Origin of the sequence: Fibrella musci (genome assembly GCF_041321105.1) — a bacterium.
Taxonomy (GTDB): Bacteria; Bacteroidota; Bacteroidia; order Cytophagales; family Spirosomataceae; genus Fibrella; species Fibrella musci.
In genome coordinates this window covers 154,426-174,982 of record NZ_JBGGWD010000002.1, presented here as the reverse complement: position 1 = coordinate 174,982, position 20,557 = coordinate 154,426, and the positions used below count along the sequence as shown (strand labels likewise).

Sequence of the window (20,557 nt, the reverse complement as noted above, 5' to 3'; positions counted from 1 at the left end):
TTGGACCTTGGACCTTGTACCTTTTCTTCGTATCTTTTCTTTACCTCAGCAACAATACGCTGCCGCGCTTGACAACGGCGGGGCGTTCGGGGAAGTATTGGCTGCGGTAAGTGATTGTATACGGATACAGCATCGATTGAGCCGGTTCGCCGCGGTACGTACCATCCCAGTCGGGGGTTTCGGGCGTACTGGCAAAAATCACCTCACCCCAGCGATTATAGATGCGCAGTTCCAGGTCGGTGGTATAGGCGTTGAGCGTCCCAAACCGATCGTTACTACTGTCGCCATTGGGCGAGAACGCATTGGGTGCAAACACGCGCGGTTCGCAGCGGTCAAGTACCACGGCCGCATCGCCAGCCACACAACCATTGGCCCCCGTCACCACCACCGAATACGTACCCGCCGCACTAACGGTGAGTGTAGTTGAAGCGGTGTTGCTCGTGGTCCAGACAACGGTTTGGTCGTTGCTTTGCGGTACCACCCGCAACTGGGTTTGCTGACGGTCGCCCACACAGATAACCGCCTGGCGCGTCAGGTCGAAGCGGGGCGCGGGACGCACTAGCACCTGTAGGTCGTCGCTGGCTTCGCAACCATTCAGGCTGGCCGTCACTGTATACCGCCCGGTTTGGTTGGGGCGAATCAACGACCCTTGCGTGCCGTCGCTCCAGCGGAACACAGCCCCCGGTGAGCCAGAGGCACGCAGCGCCTGACCACTGCCTTCGCAGAAATCGGCATCGGGCCCGGCGTTAACCTGTGGCACCTGATTCAGGGCAATCTGGCGCGGCGCGGAGTTGGCACACCCACTAACGGTAACCGAATACGTCACGGTTACCACCTGCCCAACCTGAGCCGGGTTCGCCGTAAACGAGCCGGTCGAACTGACGCTCGGGCCCGCCCAGGTACCCCCGCCGGGACTAGCCCCCGTCAGCTGCAACAACGTAAGCGACTGCGGCGAACCCAGACAAAGCGACAGGTTGTTGCCCGCCGAGACATTGGGCTTCTGCACAAACTGAGCTGTAGCACTGGCCGTACCGATGCACCCATTCTGCGTGTTGATGGCCGTGAGCGAATACGTACCCGCCGTTCGGGGCGAGATTCGCTCGGTGGTTTCGCCGGTGCTCCAGCGATAAATAACCCCACTCGTGAAATTGCCCAGCCGTGACGGGATCAACTGCACGGTATCGCCCACGCAATTACTGCGGTTCGACAGGCTGAGTGTCGACGTGGTGCTGAGCCCAACCGTCGTCGAGGCCGACGAAACACAACCCAGGTTGTTGGTGGCCGACACGCTATAAACTCCCGCCGAAGCGCCGGTTAGCGACGTACCTGTCGACACAAACGATGAGCCGGGTGGTCCTACCCATCGGATCTCGACGGCAGTGCCATTGCTAACGCCCAGCGCAATACTGCCACTGGTGGGCTCTCCGCACTGTTGCAGCGATGGCGTCAGGGCCAGTTGTAGGCGTTGCGACGTCGACTGCAACGTGAATGGGGTTACCACCGAGCAGGCGTTGGCATCGGTGACGCTCACCTGATAGGTGCCTTCGGTTAAGGCCGAAGCTGAATTGCCAGTCGTGGAAATAGGCGTCCCGCTGACCGCTGTCCAGGAATACGTAAATGACGTGCTGGCTGTGGGCGTACCGGATACGACCGACGTAGGGGCCGGCGTAATGGTGATAACCCCATCGGCAGCGGTACAGCTAGCCGGTTGACGCAGCGATGAAGTAATTGTTGGCAACTTGGCTGACACGACGTCGATCTGATCTCGGGCATAACAGGTGAGCGGCCCGGTTGGCGTTGTTCGATCATAGGAGGCCACCAGCGAATACGTACCTGGCTTGTCGATTGTGATGGTCCGATCGGTGAGGGTGGTACTTAACACACCCGATGTCCAGCTAAAGGACGTAAAGCCGGGCGACGTCAGGGTTAGTTCGCGTGTACTCTTCTCGCAAAGCGGTACGGGTGGCCCCAAGTCGATATTGCCAGGCCTATAGAAATTGATCGTGATCTGATCTTGCTCCACACACTCGCCGCCATTCCCGATATAGGCTGTGTACCTACCGGAGACGGTCGTGCTGAGCACCCTCGACGTACTGACGATTTGCCTGCCCAATACCCAGGCGTATTGCTCGGCTACGGCGGGGATCGTTAGCGAAACCGGGTTCGAGTCGCACTTATTAATGTCGGGCCCCAGATCGAAGGCGGGTGGCTGCTCAATGACAGTAAACGACGTCTCGGCCGTAGCAGTCGTACAGGTAGCGCCGGTTGACGTAATCACGCGCACCTCCAGCGTCGCCGAGTACGTACCTGGCGTCGAGATGCTGTAGCTCTGCGAAGTCGTCGTAAACGACAGGGTCTGGGCTACAATAGCCCCTGAGCTGTTACGTACCCGCAGGTTGTAGGTTTCTTTCAGCTTAGGGCAATAGGGCGTAATCTGTAGCTCGACCGGGTTCCCCTGGCAGACATTGCTGGCCGACACACCGGGGTTACTCGATGGCTGGCTGAAGTTAGCTACCTGGTTAGGCAGGCCTAACTGGCTGATCTTACCACCCAAATCCTGTCCTGTCAGCGTAAACGTTGGCGGCTTGGCAAACGGGTTGGTTGTGGTGGCACCGCTGCCATCGGCATTGTCGATTACCCCCAACGAGGTGGCTCCCTGTACGGCTACGTAGATTTTTCCGTCGGGGCCAATCTGTAAAGAACCAAACTGCTGCTGTGTGCTTTCGGCCACCACCGCACTGGTACTGGCTGGGTCGGCGTCGGTGATGTCGTACTGAATGATGCGCGAGGGTCCCGTCTGCGTTTGTACCCCGCTCACGCTGGAGACGGAGCCAATCTGCGTGACGTAGATTTTACTGCCGTCGGGCGAAAACTCGACCCCGTAGGCGGTGGGCGGCGCGGGCCCCATATCAATTCGTTTATCAGGCCCCTTGAGTTCGCCCGTTTCTGTATTGAAGTTGAAGATCTCGACGTAGCTTTTCTGTCGATCCGGGTCTGTACTGTTTGGATCGCCGGGTATGACCACCGCGACGGGCCTGACAGCCGTGTTGCTATTTCCCTGCGTAGCCGTACCTGACACCACCGTTCCCGACGTACCTGTGCCACTGGTGGCGGTCGTGCTGGCGGGTTGGGGAGCCGGGCCAAATTTCATCTGTCCTTCCCCGCGGGCGGGCGAATCGTGCGCCGTGCCGAGGCAATATTGTTTCTGTTCGGTTTTAAGCTGCGCTGTCAGGTGGTCGACCCGGAAACAGTTGGTGCCGTAATCGTGCGTCATTACCCAGTACGTCGTGTCGCGATCGCGGCGAACCGAAGCCGACCGTTCAGTGCTACTCGACGACGTTGTGTTGGAAACGACCGGCAAGTTCTGCTGGGTGATAGCGCCCGCGCCACTGTTCCGGCGCATATCGACGATGCTGTACGTAACCTGCCGGGTACCGTTGATTTCGGCAGTGGTGTAGACGTAGTACTCGTAGTCGCAGCCCCGACAAACCGGCTTAGGCACGATAATGGCCGACTGCGTAGAGCGCTGGTTGCCGCTGAGCGAGGCCGCCGTGGTCAAGGTGCCGCTGATGGGGTCAAACAACTGCATCGGCTTGCCATCCTTGTCGAAGATGGTGATACCATCGGTATAGAATAGTACGTTCCCTTTCGTGTCGGTGATGGAGGCCGACCCTTCAATGGTACTAAGCTTGCCATCATCGATGGGTTTGGGCTCGCCTCCGGCAAAGTCAAGGCCGGCGTTATTGCCAAAATACCATTTAGAGCCCGCCGACGCATTCTGTTCCGGGCACAAACTGACCTGAATTTTATCCTGAACAGAACAGCCGTCTGCATTGGTGACCTCCACCGAATAACAGCCTGAGGCTGTAGTGCTAATCGCCTGCGTTACCTCGCCTTTCGGATACCACAGGTACGTTACGCCATCAGGTGCTCCACTTGGATATGGGTCAATCTTAAGTTCGGTACCCTTACAAATAGTGGTGTCGTTGCGCCAGTTCTGAAATTGCCTGGGGGGCGTACCTACGTTGACGGTAAATGTCTTGGGTACGCTGACGGTAGTAGAGACGCCGCCGGTTACGGTCGATGAATAGAAGCGGGTCAGCGTTATGGATTTGACCCCCGGTGTCGTGAAGGACGTGCTGGCTACGCCGCCAGTTTGTGGAGCACCGCCCTCAATCACCCAAACGGTTCGATCCTTGAAAGACGCCGGGTCAACATCGTAAAAATTGACGGGATCGCTGCCGCAGTTGGCGTTGGCCGAGGTAGCCGAGCCCGAACTGCCCGTGGTGCTGACTGGCCCGCCCGGGTTAGTCGGCGTACACAGCTTGCCGACGATCTTGATCTGGTTTTCCTGCTCGGTTTGCCGAATCAGCGAGGCGGCCGTGGGCGTGCTCGACACGGGGCCGGTTTGCGCCCACCCGCTGGAAGGAAGGAGCAGCAGCCCGACTATCGCCCAAAGTGTCGCGTATATGGTAAAGGTAACCCAGCGGTTCATAGGTATGTTGAGAACAAACGAAAGTCTGGCGCGTACATAACAGACAACAGACTCGTTACGTTATGTTAAACGAATCGGGAAGCGTAAAATTTTACCGGGCTAACTCTCAACGTTTCACTCAATAAGACGAGTATTACAGGGATAAACGTTGGAACCAGTTGCTCGATTTGTGGCCGGGCCTAACGACCGTCAATAGTCGTTACGAAAAGCCCATTCACGTTCTGTTTGGCGTTAATTTTGCGCAGTTTTATCCATATGGCATTACGATATACGTTTCTTGGCGTGCTGATGTTGCTCGGCAACCTGTCGGCCTGGGCACAGGACCCTCAGTTTACGCAGTTTTATGCGGCTCCGCAGTACCTGAACCCGGCCTTTGCGGGGTCGGCGCTGGCACCACGGGCCACCATCAACTATCGTAACCAGTGGCCTGCCATTACCAATTACGTCACTACGGTCGTGGGCGTTGACCACTTTATCCCGAAACTGAACAGTGGTATCGGTGTGATGTTCATCAGCGACAACCAGGGGCAGGGTGCTGTGCAGTCAACAGAGTTTGCTGCGCAATATGCATACCAGTTTCAGGTGGGTGAGGCGTCGTTTGTGCGGCTTGGGGTGCAGGGTAGCTATGTCAACCGCAATGTCAACTATTTCGGCCTGACGTTCGGCGATCAGTTTTCGACCAGCGGCATCATCCGTGACAAAACCTCCGATCCGGTGGTACTGGCGGGTGCGCCAGTAAATAAGTATCTCGATTTCTCGACGGGCGGCCTCTTCTACTCCGACTGGTTTTGGGTGGGGCTCTCGGCGCACCACATCAACCGGCCCGACCAGAGCTTTTTCTCAACCACCACCGGTAGCCGCCTGCCCATCAAGGGAAGCCTGCAAGCCGGGCTGCGTATCCCGTTGCAGGGCATCACGGGCTATGGCGATGAGATGGACCGTGAGATCAGCATCTCGCCGGTTGTTAACTACAAGTTTCAGGGCAAATACGATCAACTCGACATTGGCACGTACCTGACCTATTCGCCGATTACGGTGGGTGTCTACTACCGGGGCATTCCGTTCAAGAAGTACGATCAGCGGATCAACAATCACGACGCGTTTGCAGGGCTGATTGGCTACCGGGCCGATAAATTCTCGATTGGCTACAGCTACGATGCAACCATTTCCACGCTGGGTTTTGCCAGCGGCGGCTCACACGAAATTTCGCTCTCCTACATCTTCGACCGCCCCGAAAGCAACCGGGATCGCTACAAGCCGAAGAAAGGTATGCTGTCGTGTCCCAAGTTTTAGTTTAGAGTTTCGGGTTTAACGTTTCGAGTTGGCTGACGCAAGTTTACTCCGGCGTCAGCCAACTCGAAACATCAAACTAGCTTTTCCCTTCGTCCCGCACTACCAGTTGCACGGTGATGCGGCTTTTTTGTTCCAGCAGCATAGTTTTCCCGACGAGTACCCGGTCGATGGTGCTTTGGTCGTAATGCCGGATTGTGATCAGCTCCAGGGCTTCGTTGTAGGTGACGCGGAAATGATCGCGGAGTCGTTCGAGCAAATCGGGGATACGCTCCGGGCGTGAATCGACCACGACTGAGAAGTTCAGCGCTGTATTCTGCATCAGATTAATCTTCACCCCCGCTTCAGCAAACAGGCTGAAAATCAGGCTCAGGTTGTCTTCCGCGATAAACGAGAAGTCAGTCGGGTGCAGCGAAATCAGCAACTGATTCACCTTGAAAATAAACGAAGGCGTGGGGTTCGGCACGGGTGCCCCGCCCACCATCGTTCCCGGCTGATCGGGCTGCACAAACGACCGTACATAGAGCGGAATACCTTTGTTCTGAAGCGGCTTGATGGTTTTCGGGTGAATGACCGTCGCGCCATAATAGGCCAGTTCTGTGGCGTCCTGGTACGTCAGCGAGGGCAACAGCACCGTTTCGTCGAAATAGCGCGGGTCGGCATTCAGCACGCCAGGTACGTCCTTCCAGATGGTTACGTCCTGCGCCTGCGTGCAATAGGCAAAAATTGCCGCCGAGTAGTCGGAACCTTCGCGGCCCAGGGTAGTGGTCTGGCCAGTTGAAGTGCCCCCAATGAAACCCTGAGTTACGATCAGGCCGGGTTTTGAGGCCATCAATGCCTGAATCTGCGTTTCGGTGATGGCCCAATCGACGCGGCCTTCGCGGAACGTGTCGTCTGTGCGAATCAGCAGCCGGGCGTCGGCCCATTGTACGGGCAAACCGAGGTGAGTTAAATAGGCCGTGAGCAGTTGCGTCGAGATGACTTCGCCCATCGACACAATCTGGTCATACGCTTCATCGTAGCCCTGCGTAGCGGGCGTAGTCAGTTGGGTGGCTACTGTTGCAAAGGTGTTCCTGACGGGAGTTAGCAGAGTTTCGGGCAATTCAAATTCAGCTACGATCAACTCATGCGCAATCACTACGTTCTGCCACCGAAGCTGAGCCTCGTCTGAACGGCCAGCCATGTAGCTGACAACGACTTCTTCAAGCGCATTGGTGGTTTTGCCCATCGCCGAGACCACAATTAGCAGCTCGGCCCCGTTGGCGATGGTTTGGCTGATGATACGGCCTACGTTGCGAATGCCAGCCGCGTCGCGCACCGAAGCGCCACCGAATTTGAATACCTTCATATGGGTTAATGGGCGAACGAATAGCTCAGGTACGTGCTGCCCGCGTTCACCTTTCGTTCTGTTGCTTTTTAATTCAGTTATCGACCTGTAGCGGCAACGTGTATAGCATGGCAACCGGGCCGCCGTCGAGCTGGGCGGGTTTCCAGCGAGGCATCTTTTCGATCGCCCGGATGATGCTGATGCGATAGGTGTCCATGCCCTTTTCCGCCTCGGGATTGGTGACCGGCTTGGAGTCGACTGTAATGTCGTACAGGGCGCCGTCGGGGGCTACGATGAACCGCACGGTAACCGGACCCGGTTTGTACTGAATTCGGTCGAGGGCGTTGGGGTACTCAATATTATCGGCCAGAAAACGCAGCATCGCCTCACGACCGCCGGGGAACTGGGCCAATTTTTCAACCGAGGTATAAAAACGGCCTGGGTACGTTCGGCGGGGTTTGGGCTGCGCAGTGGCGGTTATTGACACGCCAGCCAGCAGGGTGATTGCAAAAAGGCTCGTTTGGAACAAACGAACAAGCCGGGTACGCATACGTATATTATTGGTTAACAGAGGATAACGAATTAAACGAAGCCACTACATTGGCCAGTTCCGGCAACAGGTCGGGGTTTTGTTCGATGCCGTTGCCCACGACAATCAGGTCAGCCCCGGCGTTGAGAGCTTCGTAGGCGCGTTCGCCGGAATTGATTCCGCCGCCCACCACAATCGGCGAGTCAACGGCGGCCCGTACGGCGGCAATCAGCGCGGGTGGCACGGGGCGGCGGGCACCGCTGCCAGCATCCAGGTACGTTAGCCGGAGCCCCAGGAGTTCGCCGGCCATGGCTGTGCAGGCCGCCACGCCGGGTTTGTCGTGGGGGAGGGGCGTGGTGTTGCTGATGTACGACACCGTGGTTGGTACGCCCCCATCCACGAGCATGTAGGCCGTCGGGATAATGTCGAGCCCGCTGCGCTTGAGCAGGGGCGCGGCAATCACGTGCTGCCCGATGAGCAGTTCGGGATTACGCCCCGAAATGAGCGAAAGCAACAACAGCGAATCGGCCGAAGGTTCGATGTGCAGCGAGTTGCCGGGAAACAGAATAACGGGAATCTGAGTCAGACGGCGGATCGTGGCGATCATGTCACGCTGAACGTAGTCGGTGATCAAACTGCCACCTACCAAAAAAAAGTCAGCCTGATGCTGAGCAGCCCGGCTGACGATTTGATCAAAATCGTATTGCTCAACCTTATCGGGGTCGAGCAATACGGCAAAGGATTTACGCCCCTGCTCCCTACGACTGATGAGTGTAGTCAGCAGGCTCTGTGGAAGCCTTTTCGTGGTACTGTGTGGCAGCGTGTTGCGCTGTGGGGTTGATTGCATTATTTGTCCGAATGCGCGTCAGCAGGCCCGAGAGCTGTTCTTTGGCGATGTTTGTCAGTACTGACGTTAACAATCCGCCAATGAGCCCGCTCGCTGCCGCTGATCGTTGCGTTTCTTTGGCTTGTTTCTGAACAGACTTGGGCTGTCTCCGGGCCACAGGCTCGTCGTCGTCATCCTCATCGTCGTAATCAGTATACTCGTCTTCGTCGTCATCATCCCATTCTCCGTATTTCTCAGCCCGGCGGTATTCGTCAGACTTCGGAAGAATCAGATTAGCAAGCAAAAATACACCGAAAGCAACACCAGCCACCAAGGCGGTCGTTTTCCCGATTTCCGATGCGTCAGACTTCAGCGAATCGACGTTCTCCTGAATCGATGATTTGAAGCGTTCTGTCGCCTGCATCAATTGCGCTCGGCGGGCTGTCGTATCAGAAAACGGTACTTTAGGATCATCCATGATATTACGTGTCTAAAATAAAAAGAAAAAGTTGAGTTGTTGATGCGTTGTTAGTCCGCAGAACTGGCTCTAGTAAGCTTTGTTGGCGACCAGCAAAAAAGGGGAACGGCCGGTTGGCCTATTGACCAATCTGCTTCATCGACGCGGTGGTCTGATTCATCAGGTCCTGCACGGCTTGTGAGCGTTCGTCGGCTTTCTTCTCCTGGCTTTCTTTGAGGGCTTTGTAGGCGATTTTCCGGATCAGGCTAACCATTGACTGCTTCGATACGGCCCAAATGATGGTCAATATGAGAAAAAAGCCCGCTACAATCAGAAAGCCAAGGTAACGGCTGTTGGTGACCTCGTTCAGGTAGGCGGCCAGCAGGCTGAACAGGAAGATTGTCGTGATCGTTGCCAGAAAACCCAGGATAACGCCATGAGTAGCGACTACGGCCCCTTCTTCAACTTTAGCCCGCGTTTCGAGGGTAAATAATTCAATACGCGCTTCGAGGTAGCGGAATATATTTTCGCGAATTTCCTCCAGACGTTCTAGCATGACTCTTCAATTGTTTACTGTGGATTGCCAGTATATTACTAACAAACGGCAGCATTGTTTGAGGTTTTGCGGATTGTCTATTCTAAGGAAGGCCTAACATGGCCACCAAAGCCGACAAACGACCGCCTCTTACCTGAACAATTGTTTGAGCTCCTGCAACGCAGAACGGATGCGGGTTTTGACGGTGCCAAGGGGCAGGCCGAGCTCATCGGCGGCTTCTTCGTGGGTGTAGCCGCCAAAATAAACCAGGTCGATAAGCTGCTTCCGGTCGGGCCGGAGCTGCTGAATCACTTCGCGCAGGCCGATGTGATCGGGGTTCTCGGGCGCAACCGCATACTCGCGGTCAACGGCGAACGTACCTGCGTCGTCGGTTGACAAGGTCTGTGCGTTACTGGGCCGGCTCATGGCTTTGCCCGACCGAACGGCATCGATGCCGGTATTGCGGGCAATATTGAGCATCCAGGTGAAGAGCCTTCCCTTCTGGGTATCGTAGCTGGTTGTATTATTCCAGATCTTGATAAAGACCTCCTGAAGCAGATCCTGCGCTTGTTCTTCTTCCCGCACAATCTTCAGCAGGACGCCATACAGCGCCGCTGAATAGTGTTTATACAGCCACTGAAAAGCCTGCTCGTCGCGCTGAAGTAGCTTCTCGACGAGAACCGATTCTGTAGCAAGGGGCGAACGTTTAGACAAGGCAGGTTGGGGATGTCTCTCCAAATATAACGGCTGAATAATAGCAACGTATACCTGACCCATAGTATGCCGTAATTATGAGCAGCATATAGGAGTAACTAGTATTCAACAGCGCATTGGCACTATAGTTTAAAATTTAGAGCGTAACGAGCGGATTCTGCTAAAACCCGCAAGGTCCTGACAACTGTTGACAGGACCTTGCGGGTTTGCATGAACAAGTTAACACCAAGTTGTATAACGAAGCATTAACATAAAAATAATTGTTACTTATGCGAGGTAAGGAGCCGCAATGGCCAGTACCTGCTCTTTGGTCAGCGGCTCATCAAAAGCCTCCCGAACGCGTGCGGCATCTTTACCGGTGGCACCGGGGAGGGCTACACCCGCCTGCGTGGTGTTGTCTTCACCAGCATACACAGCCGAGGGTTGTTCGGCCGGGTCAGAGATCCATCCTTTCTGGGCACGTACCCGGCGGATCATCGCGGCATGGCGCGCTTCAACCGAGTGAATTTGCAATGCCGTAGTCAGCGCATCGGTACCGAGCAGATTGCCCGCCTGCCCTTTGTAGGCCCGTACACCCGTATCTTCGAGTGCCTGCGCAACGGCCAGGAATGTCTGCTGACTGCTGAACACAGTACCAAATTTGAACGTCGGTTTCGCTATGGCAGCGCTACCCAGCGCACCTTTCAGCAACGCTACGTGCGCGGCTTCGTGCTTGCTGATCTGGCGGATGATCTGGTCATCGGAGGCAATCAGGCCAGTGGTATTCAAGGCCGTGCGGTAATACTCGTCTTCGAGGTATTCGAGCGTCAGGGCGAAATTCAGTACATCGACAACGGCCGTTTGTGAAGCCTGTGCATAGGCTTCGTTCAGGCTGGCGGCCAGTACGGTTGGTGCGGCTACGGCAGTCGATACTTTCCGGCTCATTTTGAGCCAGTTGCGGCGACTGTAATATGACACGCGTTCGGCCATATCGCCGTCTACTTTCTCGATATCTTCGAAAAGCTGGAACAGATTCATAGTGCTGAGTATGTTAAGCCAGCTGAGTGGCGGTTACTTTATTTTGAATGAAAGGCTGAGCCAGCGGCAACACGGCTGAGGGCAGACGGGCGGCGTCAAGGCCGTTCGAAGGCGTAACAACATCGTCACCGGCGAAGGCCGCCGTGCGCGAATTGAGCAGGTCGCGGATGATAGCGGCGTGGCGGGCTTCAACCGAAACAATTTTACCGGCCAGCAACAGATAGTTAACGTCTTTGATGAGTTTACCGGCTCCGTTATAGGCCGATACACCCAGATCTTCGAAGGTGCGGGCTGCGGTCAGTACGCTGTTGCGGTCATTGAAGTTGATGGCGCCGAAGTTAGGCGTCAGGGCTGGGATGGCAGCACTACCGATAGCCGTCTTGAAAAAGTCGCGGTGGATTTGCTCGTGATCCCGGATTTCCGTCAGGATGGTCATTTCGTCGGCGCTCATGCCGCTGTAGGGCGTGGCAATAACCTGTGTGTAAAAGGCGGCTTCCAACTGCTCAAGGGCATAAGCATAGTTGAGAATACCGACATCGCCCGCGCCGAGGTCGACTGCCTGCGGGGTGGGGTTTGTACCGACGTTGTCGTTTTTGCTACAAGCCGTTACAAGTAGGCTGGCCGAAGCAGCGGTGAAACCAGCGTAGCGGAGAAACAACCGCCGGCCTACAATCAGAGACGGGTGTTCGGGCGAGACAACAGGGCTTGGTTCCTGCTGATCATTCTTGGATGTAAGCATAGTTTTTCAAACGTTACTACGATCTGCCACCTGCAGACCCACTATGCTTACGGAATATGAAGCTGTTTCGGATTTATAAAGCCCAAAAAAAAGTCTGTTATTTCTAACTAAGGTCCTGTAGAGAGGAAAATCACGAAGAACACAATAATGCAGCTGGGACGTCATTTAGCCCATTTTTAGACTAAATGACGTCCCAGCCGCATCATAAACTAAATAGTATTTTATACGCTTACTTTTTGATTGGCATAGAGCAATTGGCGAACGGCATCGGCGATACCCTGCGGATCGAAACCACATTCCCGCTGCAACTCCAACTGCTCGCCGTGCTCGATGATTGCATCCGGGATGCCTAGTCGCTTCACCCGCGCGCTGTAGCCGTGATCCACCATGAACTCCAGCACCGCCGACCCGAAGCCGCCCTGCAAGCAGCCGTCTTCGACCGTCAACACCCGATCAAAGCGCTGGAACACCTGATGCAACATCGCCTCGTCCAGCGGCTTTACGTACCGCATATCGACATGCGCCGGTCGGATGCCTTCTGTGGCTAACGTACCCAGCGCCTGCGTAACGTAATTGCCGATATGGCCAATGGTGAGAATCGCGACCTCTTCGCCGTCCTGCACCAGCCGTGCTTTGCCGATGGGCAGTTCTTCCAGCGGGGTGCGCCAGTTGGGCATCACGCCTTCGCCCCGTGGATACCGGATCGTGAAGGCCTGCTTGCCCTGCTGCACCGTGGCCGAAGCCGCCGTGTACATCATGTTGCGCAGTTCCTGCTCATTCATCGGTGCTGCCACAATCATGTTGGGTACGCACCGCATGTAAGCCAAGTCATAGGCCCCGTGGTGGGTGGGACCGTCAGCGCCGGCAAAACCAGCCCGGTCCAGACAGAAAATTACGGGCAGTTCCTGGATACACACGTCGTGAATCACCTGATCGTAGGCCCGCTGCATAAACGTCGAATAGATGTTGCAGAACACCACTTCGCCCCGCGTAGCCATACCCGCCGAGAAAGTGACCGCGTGCTGTTCGGCAATGCCCACGTCGAAAGCCCGCTCGGGCATAGCCTTCATCATGATGTTCATCGACGAGCCCGAGGGCATGGCCGGGGTCACGCCCACGATGCGGGGGTTCTGCTCAGCCAGCTCTACCAGCGTGTGGCCGAAGACATCCTGGTATTTAGGCGGCTGGGGCGTCAGGTACGTCTTTTTCTTGATCTCGCCCGTCAGCTTGTCGAACAGACCCGGCGCGTGCCACTTGGTCTGGTCTTTTTCGGCCGGGCCGTAGCCTTTGCCTTTCACCGTCAGTACGTGCAGGATCTTGGGGCCGGGAATGGTCTTCAGATCGGCCAGCACATCCACCAACCGGTCGACGTCGTGGCCGTCGATGGGGCCGAAGTAGCGCAGGTGCAGCGACTCGAAGAGGTTGCTCTGCGAGAGGACCGACGATTTGATAGCGTTCTCTACTTTAGAGACGATCTCCTGTGCCGACTTACCAAACGTGCTGAACTTACCCAGCAGGTTCCAGACCTCGTCTTTGACCTTGTTGTATGTGGGCGAGGTGGTGATGTCGGTGAGGTACTCGCGCAGGGCGCCCACGTTGGGATCAATGCTCATGCAGTTGTCGTTGAGCACGATAAGCATGTTGGCATCGGTGGCGCCCGCGTGGTTCATGCCTTCGAAAGCCAGCCCGGCGGTCATCGAACCGTCGCCAATGACGGCGATGTGGTTGCGGGTAGCATTGCCCTGTAACTGTGAGGCGACGGCCATACCCAGCGCCGCCGAAATCGAGGTCGAGGAATGGCCCACGCCGAAGGCATCGTAGGGGCTCTCTTTGCGTTTGGGAAAGCCCGACAGTCCGCCGTAGAAGCGGTTGGTGTAAAAGTTATCGCGACGACCCGTCAGAATTTTGTGGCCGTAAGCCTGGTGGCCTACATCCCAGATCAGCTGGTCGTCGGGCGTATTGAAAACGTAGTGGAGGGCGGCTGTCAGCTCGACTACACCCAGGCTAGCCCCGAAGTGCCCCCCGTAGACCGACACCACATCGATAATGAACTGGCGTAACTCATCGCAAAGTTGAGGGAGCTGTTCTTTGGGGAGGTGGCGCAACTGGTCGGGGGTATTGACGGTTGCCAACAGAGGGCCGGGGGTAATCAGCATGATAAACCGCGTGAAGTGTTAACTGTGGTGGGTAAACAAGCCTGGATGGGGAATTGTTTCTACGCCTATTACCTGTAAAGGTCTGACAGCAAGGGCGCAAAAATACGGCATTGTTTGGATAATTGATAGGGCAAGGCTTGTCCAGAATAGGACTATTCCTTGATTCTATGCAGAAGTACACCTGATAGGCACGTTGGTAGTTGTCTGGCTAAGAAGAGGCCGGTGCCTGTGAGGTTAGCACCTTCTTAACCAGGTAACTACAAATGCGCTACACGGCTTCCTTCTTCAGCTTATCGCGAAGCTGAAAAAGCTCATCGCGCAGGCGGGCGGCTTCGATGAAGTCGAGGTCCTTGGCGGCGCGTTCCATCCGCGACTGCGTCTCCTTGACCAGCCGTTCCAGGTCGCTTTTGCCCATGTATTGCACCACCGGGTCGGCCGCAATCCGAATCTCTTCCGGCTCTACATAGAATTGCTTCGGTTTGGAATCGGCCACCTTGGTTTGCCCCAGAATCGACTCGCGCGATTTCAGTACCGTCTGCGGCGTGATGCCGTGGTCGGCGTTGTACTCCATCTGAATGGCCCGGCGGCGGTTTGTTTCGTCAATGGCTTTTGCCATCGAACCCGTGATGGTATCGGCATACATGAGCACCTTGCCGTTGGCATTCCGGGCGGCCCGGCCGATGGTCTGAATGAGCGACCGGATATCGCGCAGGAAGCCTTCCTTGTCGGCGTCCATAATGGCGACCAGCGATACTTCGGGCAGGTCGAGCCCTTCGCGCAACAGGTTTACCCCTACCAGTACATCGAAATTGCCCAATCGCAGATCGCGCAGAATCTCGACCCGGTCAAGCGTTTTTACTTCCGAGTGAATGTAGCGCGTTTTGATGCCGACACGCTCCAGGTATTTGGTCAGTTCTTCAGCCATCCGCTTGGTCAGGGTCGTAATCAGCACCCGCTCGTGTCGCTTGATGCGCACGTCGATTTCTTCCAGCAAATCGTCGATCTGATTCAGGCTGGGACGTACCTCGATTTCCGGGTCGAGCAGACCCGTAGGGCGGATCAGCTGTTCGACGACCACGCCCTCGCTCTTGCGCAATTCATAGTCTGATGGCGTAGCCGACACGTAAATCGTCTGGCCCGACAGGTCTTCAAACTCCTGAAACGTCAGCGGTCGGTTGTCCATCGCCGACGGGAGCCGGAACCCGTAATCGACCAGCGCTACTTTTCGCGAACGGTCGCCGCCCCACATCGCCCTGACCTGCGGAATCGTGACGTGGCTTTCGTCAATGACCATCAGAAAATCGTCGGGGAAATAATCGAGCAGACAGAATGGGCGTTGGCCGGGTTTGCGGCGGTCGAAATAGCGCGAGTAGTTCTCGATGCCCGAGCAATAGCCCAGTTCGCGCATCATTTCCAGGTCAAACTCGGTGCGTTCCTTAATTCGCTCGGCTTCCTGCTCCCGAAATTCGCTCTCGAAATACCGAATCTGCGACACCAGATCATCCTGGATTTGAGTGATGGCTCCATTGAGCGTGTCGCGCCCCGTCACGAACAGGTTGGCCGGGAAGATCGTCACCAGCTTTTCGTCGGACAGCTTTTTGCCTGAGGCCGGGTCGATGCGCTGAATGGTTTCGATTTCGTCGCCGAAGAAGATAACCCGGTAGGCGAAGTCGGCATAAGCCACGAACAGATCGACCGTGTCGCCTTTCACTCGGAAGTTACCGCGGGCAAAGTCACCTTCGGTGCGGCTGTAAAGAATGCTGACGAGCTTGTGCAAAAACTGGTTGCGGCTCATGCGCTCACCCACGCCAATACGGACTACGTTGTTCCGAAACTCCTCGGGGTTGCCCATGCCGTAAATGCACGACACCGACGCAATCACGATCACGTCGCGCCGACCGCTCATCAGGGCCGAGGTCGCTGCCAGTCGGAGCTTGTCGATTTCCTCGTTGATTGCCAGGTCTTTCTCGATGTACGTGTTGGTGGTGGCGATGTAGGCCTCGGGTTGGTAGTAGTCGTAGTAGGAGATGAAATACTCGACGGCGTTGTTAGGGAAAAACTGCTTGAATTCGCCGTAAAGCTGGGCCGCCAGCGTTTTGTTGTGGCTCAAGACCAGCGTGGGCCGATTGACCTGCTGAATGACATTGGCTATAGAAAATGTCTTACCGCTGCCCGTAACCCCGAGCAAAACCTGCGCGGGTTCATTCTTTTTCAGGCCGTCAACGAGTTCAGCAATGGCCTTGGGCTGATCGCCGGTTGGCTGAAATTCCGAGGTTAATTCAAAGTTCATCAGTGTTGTTGCTCCGAGTTGGCATACGCTGCCCGGCGGAATACAGCAAGTTACGCATAAACGCTCCGAATGACAAGGTAGTTTTGATAGGTTTCTGTACCTGCGCCGGGTACACGAACTCACCAGACTCACGCCGCGCTACAATACTGAGGCAGCCCATGTGCCTTGATCGCGCAAAAGCTGTATTTTGCCCCGTATGACGTTCTTCCGCGCCCTTTTCGTTTCGCTTCGTGTCTGGCTGATCCTGCTGGGCTTTGTGGTTGCTTTCGTGGTGGCCTACGCGCTTCCCTTGCTGTTCCCTCTGTTGGAAATCGCTTTCGTGGTATTTGTCGGGATGCTGCTGATCGATGCGTTTTTGCTCTTCCGGCAGAGTCAGGTGGGTAGCCAGCCCGTGTTTTTCGCCCGCCGCGCCCTGCCCGAACGCCTGTCGAACGGCGACGACAACCCCGTCACCCTATATCTCGAAAGCCGGTACCCGTTCAACGTACCTGTCGAGATTATCGACGAAATACCCTTTCAGTTTCAACGGCGCGACGTACTGTTTCAGAGTGAGGTAAAACCAAATGAAGTCCAGACAATACGGTATGAATTGCGCCCGGTCCGGCGAGGCGAGTACAGTTTCGGGGCCATCAATGTCTATGTAATGACTCCCATGCGGCTGCTGAAACGGCGCTTTCAGTTTGAGCAGGGGCGGCTGGTGCCCGTGTATCCGTCGTATCTGCAAATGCGGCAGTATGAACTGCTGGCCGCCAGCAATCGCCTCACCGAGTTGGGGATCAAGAAGATCCGGCGTATTGGTCACAGCATGGAGTTTGAGCAGGTACGTCCTTACACGCAGGGCGACGATCTCCGTACGATTAACTGGAAAGCCACCGCCCGCCGCTCCGATCCCAACCAGTCGAATCTGGTGGTGAACGCCTACACCGACGAACGGTCGCAGGCTGTTTATTGCCTTATCGACAAAGGCCGCGTGATGCGCTCGCCCTTCGAGGGCCTTACCCTGCTCGACTACGCTATCAACGCTTCGCTGGTGTTGAGCAACATTGCCCTCATTAAGCAGGATCGCGCCGGCCTCGTTACGTTTTCCGACAAAATTGGGCAGGTGGTGCCCGCCGAACGCCGACCGGGCCACATGCTGAAAATTCTGGAGGTGCTGTATCGCCAGAAAACGCGCTATCTCGAAACCGACTTCGAGGCGTTGTACGCTACCATACGTACCCAGGTACGTCAGCGCGGGCTGTTGCTGTTGTTCACCAACTTCGAGACCATTAGTGGCATGCGGCGGCAGTTGCCTTACCTGCGCCGACTGGCCAAAGACCACCTCCTGCTAGTGGTTTTTTTCGACAACACCGAACTACGCTCGCTGCTCGACACGCCCGCTAAGAATACCGAAGAGGTGTATCTGAAGACGATTGCCGAAAAGTTTTCCTACGAAAAGCGGCAGATTGTGAAAGAGCTCCAGCAATACGGCATTCAGAGCATCCTGACTGCTCCCAAAGACTTGACCGCCAACACCGTCAACAAATACCTCGAACTGAAAGCCCGCGGCATGATCTGAGCACAAAGGATAGTACGGTATTACTTTCCAGTAACTAAAAACTATAAAATGGTACTGGTGAGTGAACGTTATCTGAATATCTTAGCCTAATAAAAGCGCCGATGAAATGGGAAAGCCTGCTGCTCGTTCAACCGATATGCACACCTGTCCGATGGTCACGCCAGGGACACCACCCGTTCCCCACGTAGGAGGACCTATCTTAAAAGGGTCATCTAACGTGCTGATCGGTGGCCTGCCTGCGGCAACGGTGGGGGATACTTGTGTGTGCGTAGGACCAACCGACTCGATCATTGTCGGGTCGATGTCAGTGTATATCAATGGCAAGCCGGCTGCCCGTATGGGCGATAATACCATTCACGGAGGCATTATCGTGGGTGGTTGCCCAACTGTGCTGATTGGGGATATGGGCGTGGTCGTACCGGGTATAAGCCTACCTGATCTGAACTGGCTGGATAAACTCTCGAATGCCGGAAAACGGGCAGCCCTGCAAACCATGGCGCTGAAACAGGCAGCCAACAGTGGGGCCGTTTTTTGTGAAGTTTGCTAGGCTGATCCACCCACATGCTGACTATCCGCACCCAACAGATCGAACGCCTCGATGCTCACTTTCAGAACAAACTGATCGAGGCTATTCGCCAGCATGTGGCCATGCACTTGCCTGATGAGTATGCTCATCAACTGGCTACGGATCAGCACAGCACGACAATCCGGCAAAGTCTCGATGTGGCTCGCCGCTATGGGCTTACCACCGACGCCAACCTGACCATCTTTACTGATTTCTGGCTGGTGTACGGCTCCGATTTTCCGTCGAATAGCGAGTGGGCAATGGCTATTTTAACCGATGACAGCCTCCGTGAAGATGAGAAAACAGAGCAGTTACGAAGCCACTTGGACACGTACCTGACCGAAGCAGAACCCAAACCATGAGCACACAACCCAAACCGCCCGCGAAGCCACTGCCCCCCGCCAAAGCGGCGCAGTTGAAAGTGGCTACCGGTGCCGTGCCCAAAACCAATGCCGTCAGCAAAAGCACGCAGCCTTGTGCCAAGGCGGCTAAGAGCGATTGGAGTTGCCTACGCTATGGCAAGCTGCGGGGACCGGCCTACAACAATAAGACGAACAAGCAGCCCATAAGCGACTATCGGCGGTGGCACTCACTCATCGATAGCCAGCAGATTACCGAAGGCGACGCGAAAACGATGCTGCTAATGTCACCCAACGAAGGTGATTTCAACGCAGTGCAGGCCTACGACAACCAGGCACTGACGATGGGCGCCATGCAAAAAACGATTGCGCCAGATGGTAAAGGAGAGCTAACCGATCAGATGGTGGCGTTCAAAGCCCGCAAGCCCGACAAGTACAAGACAGTGTTTCAGGATCAGGGCTGGGATACCGAAGAGGTAGAGGTGACGAAGACGGTAGGGAAGGGCAAGAAAAAGAAAACCATCACGACCACCGAAACGCGCGCCAAATACACCTATACCAACAGCAAGGGCGAGCAGGTAACTGTCGGTGGCGATAAACTGTATGCCTTCATTAAAAGCTACTGCGATCCCAACACCGACGCTGAGACCAAGGCGCAGGTCGAGAAAGCACTCGATTCGATGCGGAAGGCTGGCGAAGATGATGATTTCAAGGATCAGCAAATCATCGACTTTAAAAAACGGATCGATAAGGCAACTGGTACAAAGCCCAAAGGCTACGACTACCCCATCTCCGACTACATGACCTCCGACAAAGGCCGGGCACTGGCGCTTGACCAGAGTGTAAACCGCCCCGCCTATCTGTCAACTGACTATGGGTCGGCCCTTGATACATTTTATAAAAACAACCCCAAGGTGTCGAAGAACCCCGCCGACTGGGGCGAGAATCGGGAAACTTATCAGGACGAAATCAATTCTATTTATGGGCCAGCCCGACGAGGTACGGATATGAAAGGGCGATACGAACGTATACGCGATGCGCCCAATCCGGTAGTGCCCGCCGACACGCCGCCTTCATGAACCCAGCCAATCGTCAACGTGCTCCCATTATGCGAAATCAATGCGTCGTTCTTGTTTTGGTACTGCTCTGGGCTGCTGCTGGCATAAACTCGCCCGCCAACGGGCAGGCCACTCGTCGAGTGGCTCGCAAAAGCGCCAAACCCAGTTTCACCATGACGCACCCTGTCTCAAAAATTAAATTAACCTTCCACGAACCTGCTCTCCTGGAGGAAACAGGCGAAGTGGCTGCCTGGAAAAAACTGACGATCCACCTGCCCGACGATACCTTTACCATTGAGGCGCGACCCGAAGATGGTTACATGGTTGATACAAAGGCTGGTAACCACCAAAGCTGGTCGCCAGATGGTAAATACCTGGCACTGTACCAACCCCACGGCATCCTTGACAAAAAAAGCTTTACCAGCACGTCGCTGGTCTTCATTGATCTGGAATACGGCGAAGAAATCGCCTTCCAGACTCGTGCCAGGCAAGCCATTGGTAAAGACGATTTTCAGGGTTGGGTAACCGGCAAACCGCACGTGGCTAAGGTAGGCGGCCGCACCATCAAGGCGATAAACGTGGCGGACAGCTCCAACGAAGCCTATCCGGCCGACGAACTAACGAAACATTAATTGGTCACTG

Annotated in this window: 17 protein-coding genes; 6 read left to right on the top strand and 11 right to left on the bottom strand. The window is 55.6% G+C overall.

All coding sequences use genetic code 11. The annotated features are described in order from the left end of the window. Positions 1–40: 40 nt before the first annotated feature. The gene (locus ACAW74_RS06360; protein ID WP_370697373.1) at positions 41–4,495 is read right to left on the bottom strand and encodes a T9SS type B sorting domain-containing protein; all 4,455 of its coding nucleotides are present in this window, start codon (positions 4,493–4,495) and stop codon (positions 41–43) included. A 255-nt stretch (positions 4,496–4,750) separates the two neighbouring features. Here ACAW74_RS06360 and ACAW74_RS06355 point away from each other — a divergent pair, with 255 nt between their 5' ends. Further along, entirely contained in the window at positions 4,751–5,788 is a 1,038-nt protein-coding gene (locus ACAW74_RS06355; protein WP_370697372.1) for a PorP/SprF family type IX secretion system membrane protein, read from the top strand. Between the two features lie 76 nt (positions 5,789–5,864). Here the strand turns inward: ACAW74_RS06355 and ACAW74_RS06350 are convergent, their stop codons facing one another. The 10 genes from ACAW74_RS06350 to uvrB all read right to left on the bottom strand — a co-directional run bounded on the left by ACAW74_RS06350 (position 5,865) and on the right by uvrB (position 16,375). Continuing rightward, entirely contained in the window at positions 5,865–7,133 is a 1,269-nt protein-coding gene (locus tag ACAW74_RS06350; protein WP_370697371.1) for an aspartate kinase, read from the bottom strand. A 73-nt stretch (positions 7,134–7,206) separates the two neighbouring features. After that, positions 7,207–7,662 (bottom strand): energy transducer TonB, encoded by a 456-nt coding sequence (locus ACAW74_RS06345; protein WP_370697370.1) that lies wholly within the window; start codon positions 7,660–7,662, stop codon positions 7,207–7,209. A 7-nt stretch (positions 7,663–7,669) separates the two neighbouring features. Further along, the gene (locus tag ACAW74_RS06340; RefSeq protein WP_370697369.1) at positions 7,670–8,488 is read right to left on the bottom strand and encodes a phosphoglycerol geranylgeranyltransferase; all 819 of its coding nucleotides are present in this window, start codon (positions 8,486–8,488) and stop codon (positions 7,670–7,672) included. Continuing rightward, on the bottom strand, positions 8,400–8,945 hold the full coding sequence (locus tag ACAW74_RS06335; RefSeq protein WP_370697368.1) for a hypothetical protein: 546 nt from the start codon (positions 8,943–8,945) through the stop codon (positions 8,400–8,402). Before ACAW74_RS06335 ends, ACAW74_RS06340 begins: the two co-directional genes overlap by 89 nt. A 118-nt stretch (positions 8,946–9,063) precedes the next feature. Then, positions 9,064–9,480 carry a phage holin family protein gene (locus tag ACAW74_RS06330; protein WP_370697367.1) on the bottom strand — a complete coding sequence of 139 codons (417 nt, stop codon included), beginning with the start codon at positions 9,478–9,480 and terminating at the stop codon, positions 9,064–9,066. A 129-nt stretch (positions 9,481–9,609) separates the two neighbouring features. Continuing rightward, positions 9,610–10,173, bottom strand: coding sequence for an RNA polymerase sigma factor (locus ACAW74_RS06325; protein WP_370697366.1), 564 nt, complete (start codon positions 10,171–10,173; stop codon positions 9,610–9,612). A 267-nt stretch (positions 10,174–10,440) separates the two neighbouring features. After that, positions 10,441–11,190 carry a ferritin-like domain-containing protein gene (locus ACAW74_RS06320; RefSeq protein WP_370697365.1) on the bottom strand — a complete coding sequence of 250 codons (750 nt, stop codon included), beginning with the start codon at positions 11,188–11,190 and terminating at the stop codon, positions 10,441–10,443. 13 nt (positions 11,191–11,203) lie between these two features. After that, positions 11,204–11,929, bottom strand: a complete 726-nt coding sequence (locus ACAW74_RS06315) for a ferritin-like domain-containing protein (RefSeq protein WP_370697364.1) — start codon at positions 11,927–11,929, stop codon at positions 11,204–11,206. Between the two features lie 221 nt (positions 11,930–12,150). Next, the gene (gene dxs / locus ACAW74_RS06310; RefSeq protein WP_370697363.1) at positions 12,151–14,085 is read right to left on the bottom strand and encodes a 1-deoxy-D-xylulose-5-phosphate synthase; all 1,935 of its coding nucleotides are present in this window, start codon (positions 14,083–14,085) and stop codon (positions 12,151–12,153) included. Between the two features lie 268 nt (positions 14,086–14,353). Continuing rightward, positions 14,354–16,375, bottom strand: a complete 2,022-nt coding sequence (gene uvrB, locus ACAW74_RS06305) for an excinuclease ABC subunit UvrB (protein WP_370697362.1) — start codon at positions 16,373–16,375, stop codon at positions 14,354–14,356. Positions 16,376–16,571: 196 nt separating this feature from the next. Between uvrB and ACAW74_RS06300 the strand changes: the two genes are divergently transcribed. The 5 genes from ACAW74_RS06300 to ACAW74_RS06280 all read left to right on the top strand — a co-directional run bounded on the left by ACAW74_RS06300 (position 16,572) and on the right by ACAW74_RS06280 (position 20,547). Next, complete coding sequence (locus ACAW74_RS06300) at positions 16,572–17,933, top strand: DUF58 domain-containing protein (protein WP_370697361.1); 1,362 nt, start codon at positions 16,572–16,574, stop codon at positions 17,931–17,933. Between the two features lie 136 nt (positions 17,934–18,069). Continuing rightward, positions 18,070–18,480 carry a PAAR domain-containing protein gene (locus ACAW74_RS06295; protein ID WP_370697360.1) on the top strand — a complete coding sequence of 137 codons (411 nt, stop codon included), beginning with the start codon at positions 18,070–18,072 and terminating at the stop codon, positions 18,478–18,480. 14 nt (positions 18,481–18,494) lie between these two features. Then, complete coding sequence (locus ACAW74_RS06290; protein ID WP_370697359.1) at positions 18,495–18,860, top strand: hypothetical protein; 366 nt, start codon at positions 18,495–18,497, stop codon at positions 18,858–18,860. Beyond that, entirely contained in the window at positions 18,857–19,936 is a 1,080-nt protein-coding gene (locus ACAW74_RS06285; RefSeq protein ID WP_370697358.1) for a hypothetical protein, read from the top strand. Before ACAW74_RS06290 ends, ACAW74_RS06285 begins: the two co-directional genes overlap by 4 nt. 29 nt (positions 19,937–19,965) lie before the next feature. Beyond that, positions 19,966–20,547, top strand: coding sequence for a hypothetical protein (locus ACAW74_RS06280; RefSeq protein ID WP_370697357.1), 582 nt, complete (start codon positions 19,966–19,968; stop codon positions 20,545–20,547). Positions 20,548–20,557 lie beyond the last annotated feature (10 nt).

Coding starts and splice junctions, on each gene's coding strand:
- ACAW74_RS06315 (WP_370697364.1), bottom strand. CDS start 11,929: ATGCTTACATCCAAGAATGATCAGCAGGAACCAAGCCCTGTTGTCTCG.
- uvrB (WP_370697362.1), bottom strand. CDS start 16,375: ATGAACTTTGAATTAACCTCGGAATTTCAGCCAACCGGCGATCAGCCC.
- ACAW74_RS06330 (WP_370697367.1), bottom strand. CDS start 9,480: ATGCTAGAACGTCTGGAGGAAATTCGCGAAAATATATTCCGCTACCTC.
- ACAW74_RS06360 (WP_370697373.1), bottom strand. CDS start 4,495: ATGAACCGCTGGGTTACCTTTACCATATACGCGACACTTTGGGCGATA.
- ACAW74_RS06300 (WP_370697361.1), top strand. CDS start 16,572: ATGACGTTCTTCCGCGCCCTTTTCGTTTCGCTTCGTGTCTGGCTGATC.
- ACAW74_RS06335 (WP_370697368.1), bottom strand. CDS start 8,945: ATGGATGATCCTAAAGTACCGTTTTCTGATACGACAGCCCGCCGAGCG.
- ACAW74_RS06285 (WP_370697358.1), top strand. CDS start 18,857: ATGAGCACACAACCCAAACCGCCCGCGAAGCCACTGCCCCCCGCCAAA.
- ACAW74_RS06340 (WP_370697369.1), bottom strand. CDS start 8,488: ATGCAATCAACCCCACAGCGCAACACGCTGCCACACAGTACCACGAAA.
- ACAW74_RS06290 (WP_370697359.1), top strand. CDS start 18,495: ATGCTGACTATCCGCACCCAACAGATCGAACGCCTCGATGCTCACTTT.
- ACAW74_RS06295 (WP_370697360.1), top strand. CDS start 18,070: ATGCACACCTGTCCGATGGTCACGCCAGGGACACCACCCGTTCCCCAC.
- ACAW74_RS06350 (WP_370697371.1), bottom strand. CDS start 7,133: ATGAAGGTATTCAAATTCGGTGGCGCTTCGGTGCGCGACGCGGCTGGC.
- dxs (WP_370697363.1), bottom strand. CDS start 14,085: ATGCTGATTACCCCCGGCCCTCTGTTGGCAACCGTCAATACCCCCGAC.
- ACAW74_RS06355 (WP_370697372.1), top strand. CDS start 4,751: ATGGCATTACGATATACGTTTCTTGGCGTGCTGATGTTGCTCGGCAAC.
- ACAW74_RS06345 (WP_370697370.1), bottom strand. CDS start 7,662: ATGCGTACCCGGCTTGTTCGTTTGTTCCAAACGAGCCTTTTTGCAATC.
- ACAW74_RS06280 (WP_370697357.1), top strand. CDS start 19,966: ATGCGAAATCAATGCGTCGTTCTTGTTTTGGTACTGCTCTGGGCTGCT.
- ACAW74_RS06320 (WP_370697365.1), bottom strand. CDS start 11,190: ATGAATCTGTTCCAGCTTTTCGAAGATATCGAGAAAGTAGACGGCGAT.